This is a genomic window from Agrococcus sp. KRD186 (assembly GCF_017168255.1).
Classification (GTDB): Bacteria; Actinomycetota; Actinomycetes; order Actinomycetales; family Microbacteriaceae; genus Agrococcus.
This window is the reverse complement of sequence record NZ_JABFAP010000001.1, coordinates 1,274,391-1,298,393: the sequence shown is the minus strand read 5'-3', so window position 1 is coordinate 1,298,393 and position 24,003 is coordinate 1,274,391. Positions and strand designations below refer to the sequence as shown.

The window sequence follows — 24,003 nt, the reverse complement described above, 5'->3', positions numbered from 1 at the left end:
GGCTCGCGTTCGGCGGCGTGCACGCCCTGCTCGCGATCCTCAACATCCCGAGCGTGTCGGACGCGTACGGCGACGTGCTCAGCGTCTACCCGTTCTGGCTGGAGCAGGGCCTCGGCACCGACGGCCGGCCGGGCGAGTGGCTCGGCATCGACGTCGAGTGGGTGTACCCGCTGCTGGCGTGGGCGCCGATCCTGGTCTCGAGCGTGCTGGGGCCGGATGCGCTGCCGCTGGTCTGGATGCTCATGGTCACGGCGCTGGATGCGGTCGCCTTCGCGCTGCTGCTGCGGGTGCGCCGCGGGCACGTGCTCGGCTGGACCTGGCTCGCGCTGCAGCTGGCCCTCGGCCCGGTGGCGCTCGCGCGCATCGACACGGTGACCGTCGCGGTCTGCATCATCGGGCTCACCGCGCTGCGCAGCCAGCGGCCGGGCGTCGCCGCCGCCGCGTTCACGGCCGCCGCCTGGATGAAGGTGTGGCCGGGCGTGCTCTACCTGGCGCTGCTGATCGCGCGCAGGGAGCGGCTGCGCATCGTGCTCGCCGGTGCGCTCGTCTCCGGCGCCGTGCTCGCGATCGCCGTGCTGCTGGGCTCGCAGCACGCGCTCTCGTTCCTGCTGCAGCAGGAGGATCGCGGCCTGCAGATCGAGGCCGTCGCCGCGACGCCCTTCATGTGGCAGGCGATGCTGGGCGAGGGCCATGTCTACTTCGACCGGCAGATCTACACGTTCCAGGTGGATGCGCCGGGCGTCGGCCGCACTGCAGATCTCGCCACCGGCGTGCTGATCGCCGTGGTCGTGGCGCTCTGCGCGCTGGGGGTGCTGGCGGTGCGGCGCTCGCACGGCCGCGAGGCGATCGTGTGGCTGGCGGTGGCACTCGTGGCGTCGATGATCGTCACGAACAAGGTCGGCTCGCCGCAGTTCGTGCTGTGGCTGACGGTGCCCGCGCTGCTGCTGGCCGAGCTCGGCGCGCGTCGGCACTGGCTCGGCGTGGGCGCGATCGGGCTGGTCGCGGCGCTGACCCAGCTGCAGTTCCCGTGGACGTACGACTCGCTCGTGAGCGCCGAGCCGTTCGGCGTGCTGCTGCTGACCGTGCGCAACCTCGTGCACGTCGGCATCCTGGCCGGCGCCGTCTGGATGCTGTTGCGGGCCGCTCGCCGCGGGCCCTTCGCGCTGTCAGTCGATGAGCGTCGCGAGCAGGTCGCGCACGCGAGCGGACTCGATCAGGAAGGCGTCGTGGCCGAACCCGCTCTCGAGCACGATCGGCTCGCCGCCCGAGACGCTCGTGGCGATGCCGGCGGCGAGCCGCTGCTGGTCGGCGACCGGGAAGAGCCGGTCGCTGGAGATGCCGACGACGAGCGTCGGTGAGGTGATGCGCTCGAGCGCCGCCTCGACCCCGCCGCGGCCGCGGCCGACGTCGTGCGTGGTCATCGCGTCGACCAGCCGCACGTAGGAGCCCGCGTCGAATCGGCGCGTGAAGCGGTTGCCGTGCACGTCGAGGTACGACTCCACCTGGAAGCGACCGCCCGAGAGCGGGTCGACGCTCGACTGCCAGGAACGCTGGAAGCGCTCGTTGAGCTCCTGCTGCGAGCGGTAGCCGAGCATCGCCATGCGGCGCGCGAGGGCGAGGCCGCGGGCGGGACCGGCGTGCCCGGGCAGGTCGTAGAAGTCGCCGCCGAGCCAGCCGGGGTCGCTCGTCACGGCCTCGATCTGCAGCGTGTTCTGCGCGATCTGGTCGGCGCTGGTGGCGGCGTTCGAGGCGAGCAGCGCGGTCGCGGCGACGCGATCGGGGTGCGTCACGGCCCACTCGAGCGCGTGCATGCCACCCATCGAGCCGCCGACGACGGCGTGCCAGCGTGCGACGCCGAGTCGGTCGGCCAGCCTGCGCTGCGCCTCGACCTGGTCGCGCACGGTCACACGCGGGAAGCGGGAGCCCAGCTCGATGCCGTCCGCGCCGAGCGAGGCCGGGCCGGTGGATCCCTGGCAGCCGCCCAGCATGTTGGGCGCGACGACGAAGTGACGCTCGATGTCGATCGCGAGCCCGGGGCCCACGACCTCCTCCCACCAGCCGGCGGTCGCGTGCCCCGGTCCGGCCGCGCCGCGCACGTGGCTGTCGCCGGTGAGCGCGTGCAGCACCAGCACCGCGTTGTCGCGTGCCGCGTTCAGCGTGCCCCACGTCTCGTAGGCGACCACCGCATCCGCGATCGACGCGCCTGCCTCGGTGTCGAGGTCGCCGATGCGCGCGAACTGCCGATCGCCTGGGTCGTCGCCGGGACGCCAGGCGCCCGTGACGGGCACGGGCGTGGGGTCTCCGGGGGCGCCGGGGCCGCCGTCGATCAGACGGGAAGCGGGCACCCGGGAGGCAGGCTGCGCGTCATCGCTCAGCTGCCAGTCCACGGGTGCCCGCCTCTCTCGTGCGTCAGACCGCGGCGGTCGCCCGCGACTCGGTCTGCTTCGCAGCCGCCTCGAGGCCGCTGCTCAGGTCGGCGATCAGGTCGTCGACGTGCTCGATGCCGACCGACAGTCGCACCAGACCCGGCGTGACGCCTGCGGAGAGCTGCTGCTCGGGGGTGAGCTGCGCGTGCGTGGTGGAGGCGGGGTGGATGACGAGCGAGCGCACGTCGCCGATGTTCGCGAGGTGGCTGAAGAGGCCCAGCGCATTCACGAACGCCTTGCCAGCCTCGACGCCGCCGACGAGCTCGAACGACAGCACCGCGCCGGTGCCCTTGGGGGCGATCTGCTTGCCGCGCTCGTGCCACGGGCTCGAGGGCAGGCCCGCGTAGTGCACCTGGGCGATCTGCGGGTGCGCCTCGAGGAACTGCGCCACCTTCGTCGCGTTCTCGACGTGGCGGTCGATGCGCAGCGAGAGCGTCTCGATGCCCTGCAGCAGCTGCCAGGCGTTGTCGGGCGAGGCCACCGAGCCGGTGTCGCGCAGCAGGGTGACGCGCGCCTTGATGATGTAGGCGATGCCGTCGCCGAGCGCCTCCGTGAAGGTGACGCCGTGGTACGACTCGTCGGGAGTGGTGAGCCCCGGGAACCTGTCGGACTTCGACCATGCGAACTTGCCGCCGTCGACGATCGCGCCGGCGACGACCGAGCCGTGGCCGCCGAGGAACTTCGTCGCCGAGTGGACGACGATGTCGGCGCCGTGCTCGAGCGGGCGGATCAGGTAGGGCGTGGCGATCGTGTTGTCGACGATGAGCGGCACACCCGCGTCGTGCGCGACGCCGGAGACGCCGGCGATGTCGAGCAGGTTGATGCGCGGGTTGCCGACGGTCTCGCCGAAGAGCGCCTTCGTGTTCGGGCGGATGGCGGCGCGCCATGCCTCCAGGTCGTCCTGGTCCTCGACGAAGGTGACCTCGATGCCCAGCTTGCGCAGGGTGAAGTTGAAGAGGTTGTAGGTGCCGCCGTAGATCGACGAGGACGACACGATGTGGTCGCCGGCCTGGGCGATGTTGAGGATCGCGTACGTCGTCGCCGACTGGCCGGAGGAGAGCAGCAGCGCTGCCGTGCCTCCCTCGAGCGCGGCGATGCGATCCTCGGCGACCCCGGTCGTGGGGTTCTGGATGCGGGTGTAGATGTTGCCGAACTCGGCCAGGCCGAACAGCCGGGCAGCGTGGTCGGTGTCGTCGAACACGTACGAGGTGGTGCGGTAGACGGGCGTGATGCGCGCCTTGGTCGTCGGGTCGGGCTGCGCGCCCGCGTGGACCTGCAGGGTCTCGAACTTCCAGTCGCTCATGGTGTCTCCTTGCTGGGGCCGGCGGTGCCGGGTCGATCTGACGCTTGTGACGAGTCTGCGCCAGTTCGGCCGCGAGTGCCAGGCGACCGGACGCATGACGTAACACTCCGGGCGAGTGGCGCCTGCACGCATCCGATGCTTGCATGTCGATATGAACGAGAAGCGGATCATCGTCACGGGGGCATCGAGCGGCATCGGCGAGGCGGTGGCCAGGCAGGCGGTCGCCCGCGACTGGCAGGTGCTCGCGGTCGCCCGCCGAGCGGAGCGCCTGGACGCGCTCGCCGCCGAGATCGGCTGCGAGACCTTCGCGGCGGACCTGACGGACGAAGCGGCGGTCGCGGCGCTGGCCGAGGCGGCGGCCGCGTTCCGCCCGACCGGCCTCGTGCAGGTCGCCGGCGGCGCGAAGGGCGCAGCGCCGCTGGGGGAGACCACCGTCGAGGACTGGCGGTGGATGTTCGAGTCGAACGTCATCGCCACCAAGCGCGTGATCGACGCGCTGCTGCCGCTGCTGCGGCGCTCGACCGCCGCCCCGCAGCAGGACGGCTCCGCCTCCTACGCCGAGATCATGGTGGTCACCTCGATCGCCGCGACCGTCTCCTACCAGGGCGGCTCGGGCTACAACGCGGCGAAGTCGGCCGAGAAGCAGCTGCTCGACGTGCTGCGGCTCGAGCTGTTCGGCGAACCCATCCGGGTCATGGAGGTGGCGCCCGGCATGGTCTGGACCGAGGAGTTCAGCCTCGTGCGCTTCGGCGGCGACCAGGCGAAGGCGGATGCCGTCTACAAGGACGTGCAGGACCCGCTGTCGGCCGACGACGTGGCTCGCGTGATGACCGACATCCTGGCGCTGCCCGGGCACGTGTCGGTCGACGAGACGATCATCAAGCCGGTCGCGCAGACGCACCCGTGGATGGTGCACAAGGGACCGCTGGTCGCGAAGGGCTGACGCCCGCGCCCCCGCTCGGTGCTCAGGCGCCGGGGATGGGCGCTGGCGCCTCGGCGCGCTCGGCCGGCGGCTCGGGGTCGGCGAAGGCGAGCCTCGGCACGGCGATCAGGCCGATGGTCGCGGCGAGCGCGGTGACGCCGCAGATGATCCAGACGACGATGTAGCCGCCGAGGCTCGCGGCGGTGCCGATGGCGCCTGCCGCGAGCACGATGGCGAAGATCGAGGAGGCGAACGAGCCGCCGATCGTCTTGGTGGTGTTCGTCATGGCGGTCGCGACGCCGGTCTGGCCGCGCGGCGCCGCTGCCGCAGCGGCAGCGGGGAGCGCGCCGACGAGCGCACCGGAGCCGAGGCCGGCGATCGACATGCACAGGAACACCTGCCAGATCTCCAGGTGCAGCGGCACGAGCAGCAGGTAGCCGATCGCCACGAGGGCGGCAGCGACGATCAGCAGCAGCCGAGGTCGCACCCGGGAGGAGAGCACCGCGAGCGTCGCTGCCCCGACGATGAGCGAGAGCAGGTAGACGCCGATCAGGATCGACCGGGCGCTCGCGTCGAGACCCAGTCCGTAGCCGAGCGAGGGGTCGGTGCCGGCGTAGGTCGCCAGCGGCGTCTGCGCGCCGAGCAGGCTGACACCGACCAGCCCCGCCGTGAGCTGCACCGGCCACATCTCGGGGCGGCGCATGACGCGCAGGTCGATCGCGGGGTCGTCTTTGCCGAGCACCCACTTGCCGAACGGCAGCAGCAGTACGACGCCGATCCCCATGACCGCCCAGCCCCACCAGGCCTCCGGGCCGCCGATCTTGAGGAAGGTCAGGCCGGAGGTGATGGTGAGCAGCGAGAGCGCGAGCAGCACGAAGCCGCCCGCGTCGAGCTTGCGATCGGGCAGCGGCTCAGACTCCGGCACGCCCCAGAGGATCGCGAAGAAGCACACCGTCACCATGACCGCGGGGAGGAGGAGTGTCGGGAGCATCGCCTCGCCGAACGCGCCGAAGGCCGCGGCGGCGCCGAGGGCGCCGATGATGGCGCCGGCCTCGAGCGCGATCACGAGCATGCCGGCCGCCCGCCGGGTGGCGGAGGGTGCGACGCCGGTGCGGCGGCCGCGGTCGAAGATGAGCGCCACCTCGAGCGGCAGCCAGACGGCGTAGGCGCCCTGGAGCGAGAAGGCGATCAGGTAGCCCCAGAAGTCGCCGGAGAAGGCCATCCACCAACTCGCCCCCGCGGTGATGGCGGTGGAGAGCAGCAGCATCTTCTTGTGACCGTGCATGTCGCCGAGCTTGGCCAGCACCGGCACCAGCAGGGCGGAGAGCAGCAGCTGCCCGGCCTCGAACCAGTTGACGTCGGCATCGGTGACCCCCAGGTGGCGCGCGATGTCGGGCGTCAGGGTCACGTAGTAGCCCTGCAGGACGCCGCTCGTGAGCTCGACGCACACGAGCCAGCCGATGAGTGCAAGGGGCACCGCGCGCAACGCTGTCACGGATGCATCATGGCACCGGGGCGGCAGGACGCCGCGGATTGCGACCGCGACGCACGGAGCGGCTCCTGCCGCGTAGACTTGGTGCATGCGTGCCAACCACCCGTTCGTGATCTCCGTGCGCGACATCGTGCGGAAGCCCGGGCAGATGCGCGAGGTCTACGAGACCGCACCCTTCGGGGAGAAGATCGGTGAGGGTCTCGCGGTCGTGCTGCCCGAGCAGCCGGTCGATCTCGTGCTGCGCCTCGAGAGCGTCCATGAGGGCATCCTCGCCACCGGAACGGCCGGCGCGACGGCGCTCGCGACCTGTGCGCGATGCCTCACGGAGTTCGACCTCGACATCGATGTCGACTTCCTCGAGCTGTTCACGTATGATGGTGCGTCGGAATCCGACTACCTCGTGGTCGACGAAACAGTCGACATGCATGCGGTGGTTCGGGACGCGGTCGTGCTGGCGCTGCCGTTCCAGCCGGTCGACCGACCGGACTGCTCAGGACTCGATCCTGAGACAGGGGAGCGGCTCGAGCCGGGCACCGATCTCGTACCGGAGGAGACCATCGATCCGCGATGGGCAGCGCTCCAGGAATTCGCACAAGACGTAGCCGACGATCCGTCGGAAGATGACGCCCAGGCGTCGAAGAAGGAGTGAGCAATGGCTGTTCCCAAGAGGAAGATGTCGCGGTCGAACACCCGCGCGCGCCGTTCGCAGTGGAAGGCCGAAGCGCCCAAGCTCGTCAAGACCATCGAGGGCGGCAAGACCGTCTACAGCCTCCCGCACCGCGCGAAGGTCGTCGAGGACTCGGCCGGCACGCCGCTGTACATGGAGTACAAGGGCCGCAAGGTCGCCGACGTCTGATCCCTCTGACGAGGATCGCCGTCGCATGACGGAGCGCGCCAGCCGTCTGCTCGAGCAGCTCGGGGTCGATATCGACCCCGAGCTACTCGCGTTGGCCCTGACCCATCGCTCCTGGGCGTACGAGCAGGGCGGTGTGCCGCACAACGAGCGTCTCGAGTTCCTCGGCGACTCCATCCTCGGCCAGGCCATCACGATCGAGCTCTACCGGCGCTTCCCCGACGCGCCCGAAGGCGATCTCGCGAAGCGCCGAGCCGGCGTGGTCTCGACGGTCGCGCTCGCCGAGGTCGCTCGCGGCATCGGGCTGGGCGAACACATCAGGCTCGGCAAGGGCGAAGCCGCCTCGGGCGGTGCCGCGAAGGCGTCGATCCTCGCCGACACGATGGAGGCGGTCTTCGGCGCCGCCTACCTCAGCGCCGGGCACACCGCCTCGGCGCAGCTCGTGCTGCGCCTGGTCGCCCCGCTGCTCGATGACCCGGACCGCACCGGCGCCGCGCTCGACCCGAAGACGGCGCTGCAGGAGGTCGCGGCCGCGCAGCATCGTGGCGCGCCGGTCTACGAGATCGAGGCGGCCGGGCCCGACCACGCGCGCACCTTCACCGCGACCGTGCTCATCGACGACGAGCCCGTCGCGACCGGCACCGGCACGAGCAAGAAGGTCGCCGAGATGGGCGCTGCCCTCACCGCGTACGACGCGCTCGTCGCCACGGTGGCCGCCGAGCGCCCGCTGCGCTGACATGCCGGAGCTGCCGGAGGTCGAGGTCGTCCGCGCCGGCCTCGCGTCGGCCGTCACCGGCGCCCGCATCGAGGGCGTCGAGGTGTTCGACGAGCGATCGATCGCGCGCCACGATGGCGATGCGGCCGCCTTCGAGGCGGCGTTGCTCGGCCGCTCCTTCGGTGTGCCGGCGCGACGCGGCAAGTTCCTGTGGATCCCGCTCGAGCCGGAGCAGGGCGAGCTGACGACGGATGCGCTGCTCACGCCGGGCGCGGATCGTGCACTGCTTGCGCACCTGGGCATGTCCGGCCAGGTGCTCGTCCGGGAGCCGGGCGCAGCCGCCGACCGGCACACGCGCATCCGCCTCCTGATCGACCAGCCGCAGCACGGCGCGCTCGAGATCCGCTTCGCCGACCAGCGGCTCTTCGGCGGCCTCGCGGTGCGGCCGCTGGTCGTGGGCGAGGGCGGCGGCGCGGTGCCCGACCAGGCCGCGCACATCGCGCTCGATCCGCTCGAGCCGGGCTTCGACGCATCCGCCGTGGCCCGTCGTCTGCGGCTGCGCCGGCAGGGGGTCAAGGCCGCGCTGCTCGACCAGCAGCTGGTCTCCGGCATCGGCAACATCTACGCGGACGAGGCGCTCTGGCGCAGCCGGCTGCACTACGCGACGCCCGGCCAGCGGCTCACGCAGGCGCGCGCGACGGCGCTGCTGGCCGACGTGCGCGACGTGCTCGAGCGGGCGCTCGCCGAGGGCGGCACCTCGTTCGACGCCCAGTACGTGAACGTGAACGGGCAGTCGGGCTACTTCGAGCACAGCCTGAACGCCTACGGCCGCGGCGGCCAGCCGTGCAGGCGCTGCGGCGCCACCATGGTGCGGGAAGCGTGGATGAACCGCGGCTCGACCCGGTGCCCGCGCTGCCAGCGGCGGCCGCGCGGGCTCGCTGCCGGCCTGGCATAGCCTGGATCGATGGCCTTCGACGGATTCACGCCCGACGCGTTCGCCTTCTACGCCGAGCTCGAGGCGAACAACGAGCGCCCCTGGTGGCTGGCGAACAAGGCGCGCTACGACGAGCAGGTGCGCGCGCCCTTCGAGGCGCTGGGCGAGGAGCTCGAGCCGGTGGCGAGCAGCGTGAAGATCTACCGCCCCTACCGCGACGTGCGCTTCAGCCACGACAAGACGCCCTACAAGACCCGGCAGGGGCTGTTCGCGCAGCGCACGCCCGGCATCGGCTGGTTCCTCAACCTCGACGCGAGCGGCGTCTGGATCGGCGGCGGCTTCTTCGGCGACGCCTCCTTCACGAAGGCCTACCGGGCCGCGGTCGAGGCCGTCGGGCCCGGCACCGAGCTCGAGGGCATCCTGGGCGTGCTCACCGATGCCGGCTACGAGCTCGGCGGCGAGCAGCTGAAGACCGCCCCGCGCGGCACCGACCCCGAGCATCCGCGCATCGGGCTGCTGCGCTACAAGTGGGTGACCGCCCGCAGGCACCTGTCACCGGCGGATGCGTCCGGTCCGGCCCTGCTGGACGCCCTGTTCGACACGGTCGACGAGGTGCAGCCGCTGGTCGGCTGGGCGGCGGCGAACGTGGCGCCGAAGCGGTAGGGCGGGTCTCGATACGTCGCCCTGCGGGCGGCTGCTCGACCAGCGTGGGCGCTACCCCATGATGCGCTTGGTGACCGCCGCGCGCAGCTCGGTGAACGGCGGGTAGATCACCCGCAGCGTGTCGATCGCGGTGGGCTTCGACAGCACCGCCTTGCGGTGGCTGAACGACTCGAACGAGAAGCGCCCGTGGTAGCGGCCCGTGCCGCTCTCGCCCACGCCGCCGAAGGGCAGCGATTTCGCGCCGTAGTGCGCGACGGCCACGTTCACGCCCAGCGCGCCCGAGCTGGTCTCGCGCTCGACGCGGCGCGCGACGGCGCGATCGCGCGCGAAGACGTACAGCGCCAGCGGCTTGTCGCGGCCGCGCATCGCCTCGATGAAGCCGTCGACGCCGTCGACGGGCAGCACCGGCAGGATCGGGCCGAAGATCTCCTCCCGCATCACCGGCGCAGCCTCGTCGACGTCGGTGAGGATGGTCGGGGCGAAGTAGCGCTCGTCGGCGTCCGCCTCGCCGCCGGTGACGACGGTGCCCCCGGCCAGCAGCCCCTGCAGCCGCGAGAGGTGCGCGCCGTTGATGATGCGCGAGTAGTCGGGGGAGGCTCGCGGGTCGCCCAGCTGTTCGGCGGTCGCGCGGCGCAGCTCGGCGACGAGCTCGTCCGCCACCTCGCGGTCGACGCGGATGTGGTCGGGGGCGACGCAGGTCTGACCGGCGTTCAGCCACTTGCCCCAGGCGATGCGGTCGGCGGCGACCGCGAGGTCGGCCGAGCGGTGCACGTAGACGGGACTCTTGCCGCCGAGCTCGAGCACCGTCGGCGTCAGGTGCTTCGCGGCCGCCGCAGCGACGATGCGCGCCACCTGCGAATTGCCGGTGTAGAAGATCAGGTCCCAGCGCTGCTCGAGCAGCGCGGTCGTCTCCGGCACGCCGCCGGTGACCACCCGCACCGAGCGCGGGTCGAGGTAGGCGGGCACCAGCCGCGCCAGCAGGGCGGAGGTCGCCGGGGCCACCTCCGAGGGCTTCAGCACCACGGCGTTGCCGGCGGCGAGCGCGCCCACGAGCGGCCCGAGCGCCAGCTGCAGCGGGTAGTTCCAGGGCGCGATCACGAGCGTCGCGCCGAGCGGCTCGGCGACCGTCCTGCCCAGCGCCGGCTGCAGCGCCAGCGGCAGCGGCACCGGGCTCGGCAGCATCCAGCGCCACAGCTGGCGCCGCGCGTGCTTCGCCTCGCCGACCGTGAACGCGATCTCGCTCAGGTGCGCCTCGACCTCGCTCTTGCCGAGATCGTCGGCGAGCGCCGCCTCCCACAGCGACACGTTCTGCAGCAGCATCCGCACCAGACCGTCGAGCTGCTGCTCGCGATAGTGCCGCGGCCGGGTCAGCCCGCTCGTGACGGCCGCCCGCAGCTCGGCGGCGATGCCGTCGACGGATGCGTCGGGCGTGGTCTGCACGTCGGGCTCGCTCATGCCCCCATGGTGGCAGGCGTCGCTATGGTCAGCCCGCGCTCCGTTCGAGGCTCCGCTGCCAGCCGCCCTCAGCGCCGACGGGCACGAAGCCGAGCGCCTCGTTGACCCGCAGCATCGGGCGGTTCTCCTCGGCGTTCCAGGTGATGATGCGCGCGCGGTCGGGGTGGAGGCGGCCGAGCTGCAGCAGGTTCTCGGCCTTCACGAGCATGCCGAGCCGGTGGCCTCGATGCTCGGCGTGCACGAGCGTGTCCTCCTGGAAGGCGGGCCTGCCGGGCGCCGGCAGCAGCAGGATCGTGAACGCGACGGCGTCGCCGCTGGCGCGGTGCACGGCGATCGCCTGCAGCGGCGTCAGGCCGGCCTCCGCCCACTCCCGCTCCACGCGCTGCACGCGGGCCGCGTCCCAGTGCTCGATGTCGTCCTCCAGCGCGGCACGCGGCACGTCGGTCGACATCCGCTCGTGCAGGAGAGCCATCGCGTCGAGCAGCTCCGGCGGCGTCGCTCCCTGCCACGTGCGCGACTCGTAGGCCGCGCCCGCGTGCGCCAGCGCATCCGCCCTGTGCGCCTCGAGCAGCGCCCGGGCCGCCGCCACGTCGAGCTCGGAGACACGCTCGATCTGCTCGAGCTCATAGCCCATCGAGGCGAGCAGCGCCGCGGGAGCGTCCGCCGCGATCGCGCCGTGGCCGCTGTGGGGCGTGAGCGAAGCGGCGCCGGCCGGCGGCACGCGGTGGTCGACCCATGCCTGCAGCGCGGTGGCGCCGAGCACCGTCGCCTCCGCCTCGAGGCGCTGCGCGATCGCCCGGCCGATGCCGCGGCCGCGGGCCTCCGGCACCACCCAGGCGCTGAGGTAGGCGACGCTCGCGCTCTGCTCGCGGCTCATGCCGATGATGCCGCGCCCGACATCGTCGCCCTCGGCGCGCACGAGCCAGCGGATCGCCAGCTCGTCCTCGTCGTTGCGCAGGGAGGCGACGATCTCGTCGACGGTGGTGTCGGAGCGATCATCGCCCCAGAAGTGCTGCGTCACCCGGTTGGCCGTGGCGACGTAGCGGGCGATGAGCGAGAGCGCCGGCTCGTCGAGGTCGTCGGCGGGCGCAGCGAGCGGCAGCCACTCGAGCTCGGGCGCGGTCACGGGGTCTCCTGCAGCTGCCAGGCGCCCGCGCTGCAGATGGCGGCGAAGCCGAGCGCCTCGTTGACGCGCAGCATCGGGCGGTTCTCCTCCGCGTTCCAGGTGCGCACGATCGCATCGGGCTCCAGCGCGAGCAGCGCGCGCAGGTTCGCGGCCTTCACGAGCATGCCCAGCCGGTGGCCGCGGTGCTCGCCGTGCACGAGGGTGTTGTGCTGGTACCAGACGCGGGGATTGTCGGAGCTGACGAGCGTCGTGAACGCGACCGCGGCAGCCGTCGTCTCGTCGAAGGCGGTCGCCCACAGCATCGTGCGACCGCCCTGCAGCTCGCTCTCCTCGTAGCGCAGGAGCCGTGCGGCATCCCATGCCTCCGCCTCGTGGTCGAGCCCGGCGGCGGGCGCGTCGGTCGACATGCGGGCCTGCAGCGCCGCGAGCCCGTCACGGTGCTCGGGCGGCGTCGCGCCCGTCCAGGTCTCGAGCCGGTAGCCGACGGCGTGGCGCTCGGCCTCGGCGAGGTGCTCGGCGAGCGCGGGCCCCGCCGTGGCGAGGTGCAGCTCGCTCATGCGCTCGATCTGCTCGATCGCGAATCCATAGGCCAGCAGCATGCGCACCTCGGGGGACCCCGCGGGGACCTCGCCGAAGCCGGTCGGTGCTGCCAGGCGGGGGCCGGGCGCCGGGCGGTGGTCGACCCACGCCTGGAAGGTGGTGACGCCCTGCGCGCGCATGCGCCCCAGCAGCTGGTCGACCAGCGCGCGGGCGACCCCTCGACGCCGGTGCTGCGGCAGGACGAGCGCGTCGATCTCTGCGACGGTCTGCGCCTCCAGCAGGCTGCGCTCGGCCAGTCCGCGGCCCGCAGGCTCGCCGTCGACCAGGGCCAGCGTGCGGATCGTCTCGCGCTCGGCGACCGCGGCCCGCCACTGCGACCACGCCTCCCGGTAGGAGAGGGCGTGGCTGGTGTCGCCGCCCCACTCGTGCTCGCTGACGCGGTTGCGCACGTCGATCCAGGCGCGCAGCAGGCGTGCACCCTCGCTGTCGTCGTCCCAGCGCTCCGGCACCGGCACATCCACGATCTCGACGGTCATCGCGCGTCCTTCCGCTGCCAGACGGCCTCGTAGCCGACCGGCAGGAATCCGGTGGCCTCGTTGACGGCCAGCATGTGGCGGTTCTCCTCGGCGTTCATCGTGCTCACGCGCGCGTGGCTCGGGTGGTGGTCGCGCAGCTCGACGAGGTTGGCGAGCTTCAGCAGCATGCCGAGCCGGCGGCCGCGGTGCTCGCGCGCGACGATCGTGTCGTGCTGGCGGGCGACGTCGTCGCCGTTGCCGAGCAGCACGGCGCCGACGAACAGGCTGGTGAAGCCGGCGAGCTCGCCCGAGGCGATGTGCCGGGCGATGACGGTGCGCATCGTGCGGCCGCCGTCGATCTTCTGCCGCTCGAACTCCGCCAGCCGCTCGTCGCTCCAGGTCTCGGCCTCGAGGGCGAGCTCGCCCACCGGCGAGTCGGTCGACATGCCCTCGTGCAGCCGCCGCACGCCCGGCCGGTGCTCGGCCGGCGTCGGTCCCGACCACGCGATCGCCTCGTAGCCGTCCGCGGCGGCGCGCGCCGACGCATCCGCCCACCGCTCGCTGAGGCTGGGCGCGGCGCGCTCGAGCGCGCGCACGTCGGCGACGCTCATGCGGTAGACCTGCTCGAGCGCGTAGCCGCGCGCGAGCATCGCCGCAGCCTCGGGCTCGTCGGGGTCGACGCCGCCGAAGCCGGTCTTCGCGGTGACCGCGCCGGTGGCGGCGGCTGGCGCTGCCGACGATGCGCTCGCCGTCGACCGCGAGCCGCTTGATGTGGCGCTCGGCCTCGGACGACTGCCAGGCGGCGAGGCGCTCCTCGGGGCTCAGGCGCGAGAGGCCCACGCCGAAGCGGGCGTCGCCGACGCGCTCGGCGTGCTCGGCGGCGGCGCGGAACGCCGAGCCCGCGGCCGTCTGCTCGTCGCAGCGCGCGGGCAGCGTGAGCGTGCGGATCTCGACCTGCCGGGCCGTCATGCCGGCACCTGCTCGCGCCACTGCCACTGCGCCTCGTAGGAGACCGGCAGGAAGCCGGCGGCCTCGTTCACGTCGAGCATGTGGCGGTTCTCCTCGGCGTTCCAGGTCACGACCCGCATGAGCTCCGGCCGCGCCGCACGCAGGCGCAGCAGGTTGTCGAGCTTCATGAGCATGCCGAGGCCGTGGCCGCGATGCGGCCTCGTCACGAGGGTGTCGTGCTGCCGCGCTGTCGTACCGGTGGCCGGCAGGATGAGCGTCGTGAAGCCGCCGAGCTCACCCGAGTCGCGCTGGCGCGCCGCCACCGTCAGGAGGACGCGCCCGCCCTGCTGCTTCGACTGCTCGAACTCCGTCAGCCGCGCGTCGTCCCACACCTCGGGCTCCCACGCGAGCCCGGCGACCGGGGCGTCGACCGACATGCGCTCGTGCAGCGCGCACATCGACGCACGGTGCTCCTGCGGCGTCTCGCCCGTCCAGTGCACGAGCTCGTAGCCGCTCGCCCGCTCGAGGGCGGCGGCGTGCCGTGCCTCGAGGTCGGGCAGGGCCGACAGCTCGGCGACGCTCACGCGGTAGACCTGCTCGAGCGCGTAGCCGCGCGCGACCAGCGGCGCGGTGTCCGGATGCGTCGGGTCGCCGCCGCCGAAGCCGGTGCGGGCGGTCACGGGGCCGGTGGCGCCGCCGACGGCCGACGCGATGAGCGTGGACCGCCCGAGCCGCGCCGCCTCCTCGTGCGCGCGCTCGACGAGCGACTCGGCGAGCGCTGCCTGGTCGGGCGCGGTGAGCTCGCCCAGCAGCTCGACCTGGTACTCGGCGGTCTCGGTGGAGTCGAGCAGCGGCGCGTAGAGGCTCAGCACGCCGACGAGCCGGTCGCCGTGCCACGCGCGGTAGCACTGAATCCGCTCGGAGGGACTCGGCTGCAGCGCCGCCAGGAACCCGACCGGCGTGTTGACGTACACGCCCTCGGTGTAGCGCTCGGCGTTGCTGCGCTCGTTGAACGCGTAGGCCAGCCGGAACTCGTCGCCGACCGCGCCGGCCTCGTCGGGATGGGCGGGCAGCGTCGCGAGGCGGATGTCGAACATGGGGTCTCTGCCGCTCGCGTCAAGCACCGTGCCTGCGGGCAGCCTTGCAGAGTAGACCCGCGCGTGCCGTGCGCGCAATGGCGAATCGCCCGGCTACGGTGTTCCCAGCACGAACCGGGAGCCGCATGCATCTCAAGACCCTCACCGTCAAGGGCTTCAAGTCGTTCGCGCGCGCGACGACCTTCCAGTTCGAGCCGGGCGTCACGTGCGTCGTGGGCCCCAACGGCTCCGGCAAGTCGAACGTCGTCGACGCCCTCGCCTGGGTGATGGGCGAGCAGGGCGCGAAGACGCTCCGGGGCGGCAAGATGGAGGACGTCATCTTCGCCGGCACCGCCACCAGCGGTCCGCTCGGCCGCGCGCACGTCGAGCTGGTGATCGACAACGCCGACGGCGCCCTGCCGATCGAGTACGCCGAGGTGCAGATCTCGCGCACGCTCTTCCGCAACGGCGGCAGCGAGTACGCCATCAACGGCGAGTCGTGCCGGCTGCTCGACGTGCAGGAGCTGCTGAGCGATTCGGGCCTCGGCCGCGAGATGCACGTCATCGTCGGTCAGGGGCAGCTCGACAACGTGCTGCAGGCGACGCCCGCCGACCGCCGCGGCTACATCGAGGAGGCCGCCGGCATCCTCAAGCACCGCCGCCGCAAGGAGAAGACGCTCCGCAAGCTCGATGCGATGCAGGCCAACCTCACGCGACTGCAGGACCTCACCGGCGAGATCCGCCGGCAGCTGAAGCCACTCGGGCAGCAGGCAGAGATCGCCAAGGAGGCCGCCACCATCCAGGCGACCGTGCGCGACGCCCGCGCACGTCTGATCGCGGCCGAGGTCATCGGCCTGCGCGCCCAGCTCGACAGCGCCGCCCGCTCCGAGTCGGAGCGCAAGTCGGAGCGCATCGTGCTGCAGGAGCAGCTCGAGCAGGCGCAGCTGCGCGCCAGCCGCATCGAGGCGTCGATGATCGGCGATGACGTCGACCGCGCCCGCAACACCGCGCACGGGCTCGAGCGCGAGCTCTCGCGGCTGCAGTCGCTGCACGCGCTCGCCGGCCAGCGCCTCGCGCTGCTCGAGGAGGCGCCGGAGGTCGGCGACGCCGCACCGCTCGTGACCCCCGACATGGTGGCCGCCGCCCGCGACGAGGCCACCGCGCTGAAGGAGAGGGTGGCGGATGCCGAGGCTCGCCTCGGCAAGGCGGCCTCGGCGACCGCGCTGGCGCGCGCGAACCTCGACTCCCTCGACGAGGAGATCGCCGCGCAGGCGGCCCTGGTCTCGAAGCACGACCTGGAGGCCGCCGGCCACCGCTCGAAGGTGGAGGTCGCGCAGTCGACGCTCGCCGCCCGCGAGGCCGAGGTGACGCGCCGGGAGAGCGCGCTCGCGAACGCCGAGCAGCGGCTCGCCGAGGCGCAGGCGGCGGCCGAGGAGACCGGCGACGAGCAGGAGGTCGACGATGCCGAGTCGCTCTCCGGCGGCTACCGCGACGCCGACGAGGCGCAGGCGCGCCTCCAGGCCGCCCTCGACGAGCGCCGCGAGGCCCTGCACGCGGTCGAGCGTGAGCGCGATGCGGTCGCCGCCCGCACCTCGGCCCTGACCCTCGCGCTGTCGAAGGCCAACGCATCCGCAGGTCTCATCGACGCAGGGCTCGCCGGCGTCGGCGGGCTGGTGGCAGAGCGCGTGAAGGTCAAGAAGGGCTACGAGGCGGCGATCGCCGCAGCGCTCGGCACGCTCGGCGAGGCCGTGCTGGCCGACACGCGCGAGGCGGCCGCCGCCGCCATCGAGCACGCGCACCGCGAGAAGCTCGGCCGCATCGAGGCGGTCGTCGGCGACGCCGTGCCGATGCAGGCGACCGCCAAGCAGGCCGTCGGCGCCGTGCATGCGCCGACCGTCGTCGATGCGCCCGCCGGCGTGCTCGGCGTGCTCGCCCACACGTTCATCGTCGACTCCCTCGAGGCCGCGCAGCAGGCCGGACCGGCGATCGCGCAGCTCGAGCTGGGCGGGCCGGTCACGATCGTCACCAAGCGCGGCGACTACGTCAGCGAGTACCTGATGCGCGGCGGCAGCGACGACGCGCAGTCGCGGCTCGAGCTGATCGCCGAGCGCGACACCGCGACCGAGCGGCTCGAGGAGCTCTCGACCGCGATCGAGCGCGAGTCGGGCGCGCTCGAGGACGCCCGGCAGGCGCACCAGCAGGCCAAGCGGGCGGCGGCGGATGCCTTGGAGGCGCTGCGCGCGCACGATGCGGCCTCGGCGGCGCGCGGGGAGCAGCGCAGCCGGGCACGCGCCCGGCTGGAGTCGGCCACCGGCGAGCACGAGCGCGCCGAGGCGGCGCTCGCCGAGGCGCGGCGCGGCATCGACGAGGCGCAGCGCGGCGTCGAGGGCGCTGAGCAGGCGCTCGAGCGCTTCGAGGGGAAGCCGCGGCCGATGCTCGACGCCTCGGCGCGCGAGGGGCTGCTGGCCGAGGCGGAGGCGGCGCGCGGCGGCGAGACCGACCTGCGCATCGAGCTCGAGACCGCCAGGGAGCGGGTGCGGGCAGAGCTCGCGCGCGCCGACTCGCTCGCGCGCGACGTCGAGGCGCAGCGCGCCCGCGCCGAGGAGGCCGCGCGCCGCGCGGTGCTGCGCGAGCGGCAGCGCGAGCAGGCCTCGCGCGTGCTGGCGGCGATCCCGCCGGTGCTGGCCGTGGCCGAGCGCAGCGTGCAGGAGTCGCGCAGGGTGCTCGCCGAGCGCGAGGCCGACCGCCGCGACCGCAACGAGGAGCTCACGAAGCTGCGCCGCGACGAGGGCGGGCTGCGCGAGCGGCTGCAGGAGATCACCGAGCACGTGCACGTGGCCGAGATGGAGGCCTACGAGCAGCGGCTGCACCTGTCGAACCTGCTCGAGCGCGCCGGCAGCGAGCTCGGCCTCGAGGAGCAGGTGCTGGTCGCCGAGTACGCGCCGGCCGAGGAGGGCTGGGATCGCAAGGCCGAGCAGGCCAGGCTGGCCGAGGCCGAGCGCAAGCTGGGACGCCTGGGCCGCGTGAACCCGCTCGCGCTCGAGGAGTTCGAGGCGCTCGAGCAGCGCCACACGTTCCTCACCGAGCAGCTCGCCGACCTCGCGAAGACGCGCGCCGACCTCGAGCAGATCATCGGCGACCTCGATCAGATGATGGAGTCGATCTTCGCCACCGCCTTCGAGGACACGAAGGCGGCGTTCACCGAGGTGTTCCCGATCCTCTTCCCGGGCGGCTCCGGCGCGCTGGCGCTCACCGATCCCGACAACCTGCTCGAGACGGGCATCGAGGTGACGGTGCGGCCGGCGGGCAAGAAGATCGACCGCATCTCGCTGCTCTCGGGCGGTGAGCGCTCGCTCGCGGCGGTGGCGCTGATGGTCGCGATCTTCAAGGCGCGGCCCAGCCCGTTCTACATCATGGACGAGGTGGAGGCGGCGCTCGACGACGCCAACCTCGGCCGGCTGCTGACCGTGTTCGAGCAGCTGCGCGAGAACAGCCAGCTGATCATCATCACGCACCAGAAGCGCACGATGGAGATCGCGGATGCGCTCTACGGCGTCTCGATGCGGCAAGACGGGGTCTCGGCGGTCGTCGGGCAGCGCACGAAGCGCGAGACGGTCGACGCGTAGCGCGGAGCTGCTTGCGACGGCCGCGGGTCTGCGGCCGTCAGCCGAGCCAGGACCAGACGTGGACGGCGCCGGGGCCGTAGATCCCATCGAGTGCGGCCTGGATCGAGCCGTCGTCGAAGACGACCTCGAGCTCGACGATGCCGGTCCCGCCACCGCCACCCAGCACATCCGCTCGCTCGAGCGCGAAGAGGTCGTCCTGCACCGCTTGCAGCGTCGGTGCGTCGAGCGACCCGGTCGGCGTCTCCCGTGCGGGCATGCTCAGCGCAGCCAGGTCGAGCATCTCGACCGGCGTCACCGCGTTGCTCGCAGCGTCGTAGGTGACGCGCATCGCCAACGAGTCGGTCCAGCGCACGCCGGAGGCCTCCTCATGCCCGACGGCGGCCCAGTCCCAGCCGACGACCGCCGGGCCGCCGCACTGCGGCGGGAGCGAGGCGGCCACGGTGTAGCAGAGCACCGGTGTGCCGGCGAGCGGGCCGCTGGCCGCTTCGAGCACGATGCCCGTCGCGATCACCGGCTCCGTCGCGCTCGGCGTCGGCAACGCTCTGAGCCGCGCCTGCGCCTCGGCGCCGGTGATGACGGGCGCTGCGGTGTCCATCGGGGGGTCCACCAGCTCAGGCGCGTCGCCGGCTGATCCGCCGGCGTCCCGCAGCGCCGACGCGACGAACACGGTGCCGGGTCCATAGGCCGCGTCGAGCGCCGACTGCATCGAGCCGTCGTCGTAGATCACGTCGAGCACGACGATGCCGTCGTAGCCGTTGACGCCGAGCACATCGGGGCGCTCGAGCGCGAGCAGCTCCTGCTGCACCGACGCGATCGTCGCCTCGTCGAGCTCGCCCGACGGCACCTCGATCGCAGGCAGCGTGATCGCGGCGGCGCTCATCGGCTCGCCGGTCTGCGTGAAGGCATCCGCAGCCGCCTCGTAGACGCCGGTGATCGCGACGCCCTGCACCCAGCGCACGCCGCCGGTCTCCTGGTGCTCGAAGGCGTCCCAGTTCCATCCGAGCAGCTCGGGCCCGCCGCACTGCGGGGGCGCCGACTCGGCGACCGCGCCGATGCACAGGATGGCACCGTCGTCCTGCTCGAGCACCGTCGCGATCGCCAGCACCTCGCCGGCCGGGCTCGGTGCGGGCAGGTCGGCGAGCGACGCGGGGGAGCCCGGCGCGGTCGGCGCATCGGCGCCGGGTGAGGCGCAGCCGGCTGCGACCAGGACGATGGCGGCGGCGACGCTGCCGACGATGATGCTTCTCATGGCCTCAACCTAGGCGCGGGTCGTGCGAGACACATCCCAACGTTTCGGAAGACTTCGACGTCTGCTGAGAGAAGTGGCTATCATGAGAGCATGGAAAGCGCCACAATCGAGAATCGCGTCGGCATCCGCGCGCTGCGAGACGGCCTCAGCGCGCAGCTGCAGCGCGTGAAGGCAGGCGAGACCATCGAGGTCACCGAGCACGGCCGCGTGATCGCTCGCATCGTCCCGGCACAGCAGGAGAGCGTCATCGAGCGGCTCGTCGCCGAGGGACTGATCGAGCTGCCGACGAACCCGAGCCGCGATCTGCCTGAGCGCATCGCTGCGCGTGGCGGCGTCAGTGACCTGATCGCCGACCAGCGTCGATGATCGCCTGCTTCGACACCTCGGCGATCGTGCCGCTGCTGATCGAAGAGCCGGCCTCTGCGAGCTGCGAACGGGTGTGGCGCGATGCCACTCGTGTGCACATCGCATCCATCACCGTTGCAGAGACAGCGGCGGCGCTCGCTCAGGCGCGACGGATCGGGCGCATCGACGGCGATGCGCTGCAGATCGCCCTTCGCGGTGCCGACCAGCTGTGGCAGCGCTGCGCGATCAGTCCCATCACCGTCGGCCTGGCACGCGAGGCTGCCGAGCTCGCCGTGCTGCATGACCTCAGGGGATTCGACGCGGTGCAGTGCGCGTTCGGGCTGGCGCTCGCGGAAGCGGGCGCGATCGGTGTCGCGGGTGACCGTGCCTTGCTCACTGCGTGGCGCACCGCTGGAATGCCGGTGCTCGACATCACCCGCTGACGGTCAGCGCTGTCCACGGGGAGCGGTCACGCCCGCGAACGTACTCCTGGCGGCTGACGCGCACCACCGCCCGGTGGTGCGAGGATCGATGCCGTGACCGACCGCGACGACCTCTTCGCCCGCCTGCGGCGCCGGCCCGACGTCGAGGACCCGACGCTGCTCGCGTACGACGCCTCCGATGCGCTCATCCTCGATGAGGCCGCGACGCTGCGCGCCGCCCTGGGGGAGGTGGTCGTGATCGGCGACCGGCACGGCGCGCTCACGCTCGGCGCGCTGCAGGACGGCGCCGAGCATGTGCGGGTGCACCAGGACTCGACCGTCGGCGAGCGCGCGCTCGACGCCAACGCGGCTGAGCTCGGCGTCGACGGCGCGCGCTATACGCACCACCGGCTCGACGCCTCGCTGGTCGAGGGCGCGCGGCTCGTGCTGCTGCAGCTGCCGCGCTCGCTCGACGAGCTCGACGAGATCGCCGAGCTCATCGCCACCCACGCCGACGAGCAGGTGCGCGTGGTCGCCGGCGGCCGCGTCAAGCACATGACGATGAGCATGAACGCGCTGCTGGGTCGATCCTTCACGCACGTGCACGCGAGCCGCGGCTGGCGCAAGTCGCGCGTGCTCCACGCCGAGGGCCCGCTGCGCCCCGGGATCAGCTGGCCGCGCGCACGCCGCCACGAGCTGCGCGGCCGCCAGCAGAGCGTGGTCGCGCACGGCGGCGCGTTCGCCGGCACCGCGGTCGACATCGGCGCCCAGGCGCTGCTGGCGCATCTGGAAGAGATGGCGGATGCGTCGCACGCGATCGACCTGGCGTGCGGCACCGGGGTGCTCGGCATCGCGCTCGCGCTCGCCCGGCCCGAGGTGCAGGTGCTCGCGACCGACGCGTCGGCGGCGGCGATCGCGTCCACGCGCGCGAGCGCGGAGGCGAACGGGGTCGCCGGCCGTGTGGACGCACGGCAGCTGGACGGCCTCGAGGGCGTGCCCGACGCATCCGCCGGGCTCATCCTGCTCAACCCGCCGTTCCACCTCGGGGCGACGGTGCACACGGGGATCGCCGAGCGACTGATCGCCGAGGCCGGGCGCGCGCTGGCGCCGGGCGGCGAGCTGTGGTGCGTGTGGAACACGCCGCTGGGCTACCGCCCGCTGCTCGAGCGCATCGGCCCGACCCGCCAGGCGAGCCGCACGCCCAAGTTCACGGTGACGGTCACCACGCGGTGAGCGACCCGCGCGCGCCCGCGAGCCGGACCCGTTCCGGTGGCGGCGACCCGCGCGCGCCGGCGAACCGGACCCGTTCCGGTGCCGAGGACCCGGCACAACGGGTCCCCGGCGCCGGAAAGGGTCCAGCGAGCGGGTTCACCGCCGTCGAGGAGGCGATCGATCGCGCCGCGCACCGCTTCCTCGACCGGCGGGGGCTGCGCGAGGGCCGCGGCAGCTCGCGCTGGCGCCGCGCCGCCGTCGAGCTGGCCGTGTTCGCGCTCAAGCAGGGCTGGGCGGCGATCTTCGGCGGCCTGCTGCTCGCCTGCATCCTGGCGGCGCGCCTCTGGTGGCCCGACGACGCCCCGCTCGCGCGCAACGACGCGCTGACGATCGCCGCGGTCCTCATCCAGGCGGCGATGCTCGCCCTCCGGCTCGAGACCCTGCGGGAGCTGTGGGTGGTGGTGCTCTTCCACGTCGCGGGCACCGTCATGGAGCTGTTCAAGACCGATGTCGGCTCGTGGGCGTACGAGGCAGAGGGGCTGCTGCGCATCGGTGCCGTGCCGCTGTTCTCGGGCTTCATGTACGCCGCGGTCGGCAGCTACATGGTGCGCACGATGCGCATGTTCGACCTGCGCTTCACGCGCTACCCGCCGCTGTGGGCGACGATCGTGGTCGCGGTCGGCATCTACGCCAACTTCTTCACGCACCACTTCATCTGGGATGTCCGCTGGGTGCTGGTGGGCGCCGTGCTGGTGCTGTGGGTCGGATGCGTCATGCGGTTCCGCGTGCTGCGCACGCAGCGGGGCACGCAGCTGGGCATGCCGGTCGTGGTCGCGTTCGGGCTCGTCGCGATCGTCATCTGGGGCGCCGAGAACCTCGCGACGCTCGGGGGAGCGTGGCTCTACCCGAACCAGGTCGATGGCTGGCAGCCGGTCTCGGGCAGCAAGATCGTCAGCTGGTTCCTGCTGATGATCCTGTCGGTCGTGCTGGTGACGCTCGTGCACCGGCCGCGGCGGCCGGACGACCGGTCACCGGCGAGCGCTGCCGGGCCCGGTTCACCGGATGTTCACCGGCACGATGCGGACACGCCGCCGGCGATCCACGGAGACGACACCACCGACTGCTCCAATGAGAACAAGGAACCCGGCCACGTATGAGGTGGCCGGGCTTCGTGCTTCCCGGGTCGGTGGCACCCCGAAAAGGGTGGAGGCCCCGAGCGGTATGAGCGTTCGGGGCCTCCGCTCCTCCCGAGGGAGGAACACCTTCCGAAGAAGGTTCGATCATCATGCGGCCTGCTGCCGCCGTCGCGCAACCTCGGCGGCAGAAGTCACTTCACGCACGACTTGAGGGTTTGGCCGCGGCCCAGCAGCGCAGCATGAGCGCCGATCGGTGGCCCGCGCAGTCGGCGGCGAGCGCGGGCAGGTCGTCGATGCCGAGGTTGCGGGCGCCCTTCCGCACCGCGACGTCGCCCAGCAGCAGCACGTCGGGGTCGCCCATGCGCAGCGACAGGTACCCGACCGTCCACGGCCCGATGCCCCTGAGCTCGAGCAGCTGCGCGCGCATGGCGACGAGGTCGGATGCGCTGTCGTCGTCATGCGCGACGCTCACGTCGATCGCGCCGCCGCCCACGGCCTCGGCGGCCGCGCGCACGGCGGCAGTCTTCGCGGCCGGCCCGCGCAGCACGTCGGCCCCGGCAGCCACCTGCGCCATGGTCGGGAAGCAGCGGTCGACGCCGTCCTCGGCGAGCGCTGCCGGCAGCGGCTCGCCGAGCGTCGCGAGCAGCCCGAGCTGCAGGGTCGCCGCCGCCACGGTGATCTGCTGGCCGACGATCGCGCGGATGAGCATCTCGTGCGCGTCGGCGCAGCCGGGCTGGGCGAGCGCCGGCTGCGCAGCGATCGCCTCCGCCAGTGCGGGGGCGCCGTGCCGGGCCGCAGCCCACGTGAGCCGCGCGTCGGCCGCGCGTCGCGCATCCGCCCTGCCCACGTCGAACAGCCGCGCGAGGTCGGCGTCGGCCGTGCTCGCCGCATCGCCGGAGACGGTGACGGATGCGACGCGTGGCCCAGGGAGAGCGCGGCGATAGCCGTCGGCCGCCACGAGCTCGACGCCCGGCACCGCCCGTGGCCGCAGCCAGTCGAGGATGCCGGACGCTCCGCTCATGCCGTCGGGAACCGCGTCGTCGAC

21 protein-coding genes and 2 pseudogenes are annotated in these 24,003 nt (G+C 72.9%); 13 read left to right on the top strand and 10 right to left on the bottom strand.

What is annotated here, in order from left to right; genetic code table 11:
- Positions 1-17 precede the first annotated feature (17 nt).
- Positions 18-866: pseudogene (locus J1M46_RS15310) on the top strand (glycosyltransferase 87 family protein); the annotation flags it as partial.
- 300 nt (positions 867-1,166) lie between these two features.
- On the opposite strand, the gene metX reads toward J1M46_RS15310, so the two are convergent.
- Positions 1,167-2,387 (bottom strand): homoserine O-acetyltransferase MetX, encoded by a 1,221-nt coding sequence (metX, locus tag J1M46_RS06245; RefSeq protein ID WP_206447034.1) that lies wholly within the window; start codon positions 2,385-2,387, stop codon positions 1,167-1,169.
- A gap of 22 nt (positions 2,388-2,409) precedes the next feature.
- Positions 2,410-3,735 (bottom strand): annotated as a pseudogene (locus tag J1M46_RS06240) (bifunctional o-acetylhomoserine/o-acetylserine sulfhydrylase); the annotation flags it as partial.
- A 145-nt stretch (positions 3,736-3,880) separates the two neighbouring features.
- On the opposite strand from J1M46_RS06240, the gene J1M46_RS06235 reads away from it, so the two are divergent.
- A complete protein-coding gene (locus J1M46_RS06235; protein WP_206447032.1) occupies positions 3,881-4,672 on the top strand; it encodes an SDR family NAD(P)-dependent oxidoreductase in 792 nt (263 codons plus the stop codon).
- A 22-nt stretch (positions 4,673-4,694) separates the two neighbouring features.
- On the opposite strand, the gene J1M46_RS06230 is transcribed toward J1M46_RS06235, so the two are convergent.
- On the bottom strand, positions 4,695-6,146 hold the full coding sequence (locus tag J1M46_RS06230) for an MFS transporter (RefSeq protein ID WP_342384295.1): 1,452 nt from the start codon (positions 6,144-6,146) through the stop codon (positions 4,695-4,697).
- 85 nt (positions 6,147-6,231) lie between these two features.
- On the opposite strand from J1M46_RS06230, the gene J1M46_RS06225 reads away from it, so the two are divergent.
- Genes J1M46_RS06225 through J1M46_RS06205 form a run of 5 tightly spaced genes read left to right on the top strand, consistent with a single transcriptional unit; the run spans position 6,232 to position 9,308 of the window.
- A complete protein-coding gene (locus J1M46_RS06225) occupies positions 6,232-6,792 on the top strand; it encodes a YceD family protein (RefSeq protein ID WP_206447030.1) in 561 nt (186 codons plus the stop codon).
- Between the two features lie 3 nt (positions 6,793-6,795).
- On the top strand, positions 6,796-6,999 hold the full coding sequence (rpmF, locus tag J1M46_RS06220; RefSeq protein ID WP_092918636.1) for a 50S ribosomal protein L32: 204 nt from the start codon (positions 6,796-6,798) through the stop codon (positions 6,997-6,999).
- Positions 7,000-7,024: 25 nt separating this feature from the next.
- Positions 7,025-7,732, top strand: a complete 708-nt coding sequence (rnc, locus tag J1M46_RS06215; protein ID WP_206447029.1) for a ribonuclease III — start codon at positions 7,025-7,027, stop codon at positions 7,730-7,732.
- Between the two features lies 1 nt (position 7,733).
- The gene (mutM, locus tag J1M46_RS06210) at positions 7,734-8,666 is read left to right on the top strand and encodes a bifunctional DNA-formamidopyrimidine glycosylase/DNA-(apurinic or apyrimidinic site) lyase (protein ID WP_206447028.1); all 933 of its coding nucleotides are present in this window, start codon (positions 7,734-7,736) and stop codon (positions 8,664-8,666) included.
- Between the two features lie 9 nt (positions 8,667-8,675).
- Positions 8,676-9,308 (top strand): DUF2461 domain-containing protein, encoded by a 633-nt coding sequence (locus J1M46_RS06205; RefSeq protein WP_206447027.1) that lies wholly within the window; start codon positions 8,676-8,678, stop codon positions 9,306-9,308.
- Between the two features lie 51 nt (positions 9,309-9,359).
- On the opposite strand, the gene J1M46_RS06200 is transcribed toward J1M46_RS06205, so the two are convergent.
- The 4 genes from J1M46_RS06200 to J1M46_RS06185 are packed head-to-tail and all read right to left on the bottom strand — an operon-like array spanning position 9,360 to position 13,594.
- Entirely contained in the window at positions 9,360-10,763 is a 1,404-nt protein-coding gene (locus J1M46_RS06200) for an aldehyde dehydrogenase family protein (RefSeq protein ID WP_206447026.1), read from the bottom strand.
- A 28-nt stretch (positions 10,764-10,791) separates the two neighbouring features.
- Positions 10,792-11,889 (bottom strand): GNAT family N-acetyltransferase, encoded by a 1,098-nt coding sequence (locus J1M46_RS06195; RefSeq protein WP_206447025.1) that lies wholly within the window; start codon positions 11,887-11,889, stop codon positions 10,792-10,794.
- Complete coding sequence (locus J1M46_RS06190) at positions 11,886-12,965, bottom strand: GNAT family N-acetyltransferase (RefSeq protein WP_206447024.1); 1,080 nt, start codon at positions 12,963-12,965, stop codon at positions 11,886-11,888. The genes J1M46_RS06195 and J1M46_RS06190 overlap by 4 nt, the downstream gene beginning before the upstream one ends.
- The gene (locus J1M46_RS06185) at positions 12,962-13,594 is read right to left on the bottom strand and encodes a hypothetical protein (protein WP_206447023.1); all 633 of its coding nucleotides are present in this window, start codon (positions 13,592-13,594) and stop codon (positions 12,962-12,964) included. Before J1M46_RS06185 ends, J1M46_RS06190 begins: the two co-directional genes overlap by 4 nt.
- A gap of 52 nt (positions 13,595-13,646) precedes the next feature.
- Here J1M46_RS06185 and J1M46_RS06180 point away from each other — a divergent pair, with 52 nt between their 5' ends.
- Positions 13,647-13,952, top strand: coding sequence for a hypothetical protein (locus J1M46_RS06180; RefSeq protein WP_206447022.1), 306 nt, complete (start codon positions 13,647-13,649; stop codon positions 13,950-13,952).
- On the opposite strand, the gene J1M46_RS06175 is transcribed toward J1M46_RS06180, so the two are convergent.
- The gene (locus tag J1M46_RS06175) at positions 13,910-14,989 is read right to left on the bottom strand and encodes a hypothetical protein (protein ID WP_206447021.1); all 1,080 of its coding nucleotides are present in this window, start codon (positions 14,987-14,989) and stop codon (positions 13,910-13,912) included. The genes J1M46_RS06180 and J1M46_RS06175 overlap by 43 nt on opposite strands.
- A 125-nt stretch (positions 14,990-15,114) precedes the next feature.
- Between J1M46_RS06175 and smc the strand changes: the two genes are divergently transcribed.
- A complete protein-coding gene (smc, locus tag J1M46_RS06170; protein ID WP_206447020.1) occupies positions 15,115-18,594 on the top strand; it encodes a chromosome segregation protein SMC in 3,480 nt (1,159 codons plus the stop codon).
- 37 nt (positions 18,595-18,631) lie between these two features.
- Here smc and J1M46_RS06165 read toward each other — a convergent pair whose 3' ends face one another.
- Complete coding sequence (locus tag J1M46_RS06165) at positions 18,632-19,843, bottom strand: hypothetical protein (protein WP_206447019.1); 1,212 nt, start codon at positions 19,841-19,843, stop codon at positions 18,632-18,634.
- A 90-nt stretch (positions 19,844-19,933) separates the two neighbouring features.
- On the opposite strand from J1M46_RS06165, the gene J1M46_RS06160 reads away from it, so the two are divergent.
- From J1M46_RS06160 to J1M46_RS06145, 4 genes are all read left to right on the top strand, one after another.
- On the top strand, positions 19,934-20,209 hold the full coding sequence (locus J1M46_RS06160; RefSeq protein ID WP_206447018.1) for a type II toxin-antitoxin system Phd/YefM family antitoxin: 276 nt from the start codon (positions 19,934-19,936) through the stop codon (positions 20,207-20,209).
- Positions 20,206-20,631 carry a type II toxin-antitoxin system VapC family toxin gene (locus tag J1M46_RS06155; protein ID WP_274606911.1) on the top strand — a complete coding sequence of 142 codons (426 nt, stop codon included), beginning with the start codon at positions 20,206-20,208 and terminating at the stop codon, positions 20,629-20,631. Before J1M46_RS06160 ends, J1M46_RS06155 begins: the two co-directional genes overlap by 4 nt.
- A gap of 93 nt (positions 20,632-20,724) precedes the next feature.
- Entirely contained in the window at positions 20,725-21,843 is a 1,119-nt protein-coding gene (locus J1M46_RS06150; protein WP_206447016.1) for a methyltransferase, read from the top strand.
- 155 nt (positions 21,844-21,998) lie between these two features.
- Complete coding sequence (locus tag J1M46_RS06145; protein ID WP_206448608.1) at positions 21,999-22,979, top strand: DUF817 family protein; 981 nt, start codon at positions 21,999-22,001, stop codon at positions 22,977-22,979.
- A 175-nt stretch (positions 22,980-23,154) separates the two neighbouring features.
- Here J1M46_RS06145 and J1M46_RS06140 read toward each other — a convergent pair whose 3' ends face one another.
- Positions 23,155-23,979, bottom strand: coding sequence for a hypothetical protein (locus tag J1M46_RS06140; RefSeq protein WP_206447015.1), 825 nt, complete (start codon positions 23,977-23,979; stop codon positions 23,155-23,157).
- Positions 23,980-24,003 lie beyond the last annotated feature (24 nt).

What these genes read in the sequence shown, in the direction of transcription:
- J1M46_RS06225 (WP_206447030.1), top strand. Translation starts at nt 6,232, where the DNA reads ATGCGTGCCAACCACCCGTTCGTGATCTCCGTGCGCGACATCGTGCGG.
- smc (WP_206447020.1), top strand. Translation starts at nt 15,115, where the DNA reads ATGCATCTCAAGACCCTCACCGTCAAGGGCTTCAAGTCGTTCGCGCGC.
- rnc (WP_206447029.1), top strand. Translation starts at nt 7,025, where the DNA reads ATGACGGAGCGCGCCAGCCGTCTGCTCGAGCAGCTCGGGGTCGATATC.
- J1M46_RS06155 (WP_274606911.1), top strand. Translation starts at nt 20,206, where the DNA reads ATGATCGCCTGCTTCGACACCTCGGCGATCGTGCCGCTGCTGATCGAA.
- J1M46_RS06175 (WP_206447021.1), bottom strand. Translation starts at nt 14,989, where the DNA reads ATGTTCGACATCCGCCTCGCGACGCTGCCCGCCCATCCCGACGAGGCC.
- mutM (WP_206447028.1), top strand. Translation starts at nt 7,734, where the DNA reads ATGCCGGAGCTGCCGGAGGTCGAGGTCGTCCGCGCCGGCCTCGCGTCG.
- J1M46_RS06185 (WP_206447023.1), bottom strand. Translation starts at nt 13,594, where the DNA reads ATGCTCGCGCGCGGCTACGCGCTCGAGCAGGTCTACCGCATGAGCGTC.
- J1M46_RS06235 (WP_206447032.1), top strand. Translation starts at nt 3,881, where the DNA reads ATGAACGAGAAGCGGATCATCGTCACGGGGGCATCGAGCGGCATCGGC.
- J1M46_RS06200 (WP_206447026.1), bottom strand. Translation starts at nt 10,763, where the DNA reads ATGAGCGAGCCCGACGTGCAGACCACGCCCGACGCATCCGTCGACGGC.
- J1M46_RS06205 (WP_206447027.1), top strand. Translation starts at nt 8,676, where the DNA reads ATGGCCTTCGACGGATTCACGCCCGACGCGTTCGCCTTCTACGCCGAG.
- J1M46_RS06190 (WP_206447024.1), bottom strand. Translation starts at nt 12,965, where the DNA reads ATGACCGTCGAGATCGTGGATGTGCCGGTGCCGGAGCGCTGGGACGAC.
- J1M46_RS06165 (WP_206447019.1), bottom strand. Translation starts at nt 19,843, where the DNA reads ATGAGAAGCATCATCGTCGGCAGCGTCGCCGCCGCCATCGTCCTGGTC.
- J1M46_RS06140 (WP_206447015.1), bottom strand. Translation starts at nt 23,979, where the DNA reads ATGAGCGGAGCGTCCGGCATCCTCGACTGGCTGCGGCCACGGGCGGTG.
- J1M46_RS06160 (WP_206447018.1), top strand. Translation starts at nt 19,934, where the DNA reads ATGGAAAGCGCCACAATCGAGAATCGCGTCGGCATCCGCGCGCTGCGA.
- rpmF (WP_092918636.1), top strand. Translation starts at nt 6,796, where the DNA reads ATGGCTGTTCCCAAGAGGAAGATGTCGCGGTCGAACACCCGCGCGCGC.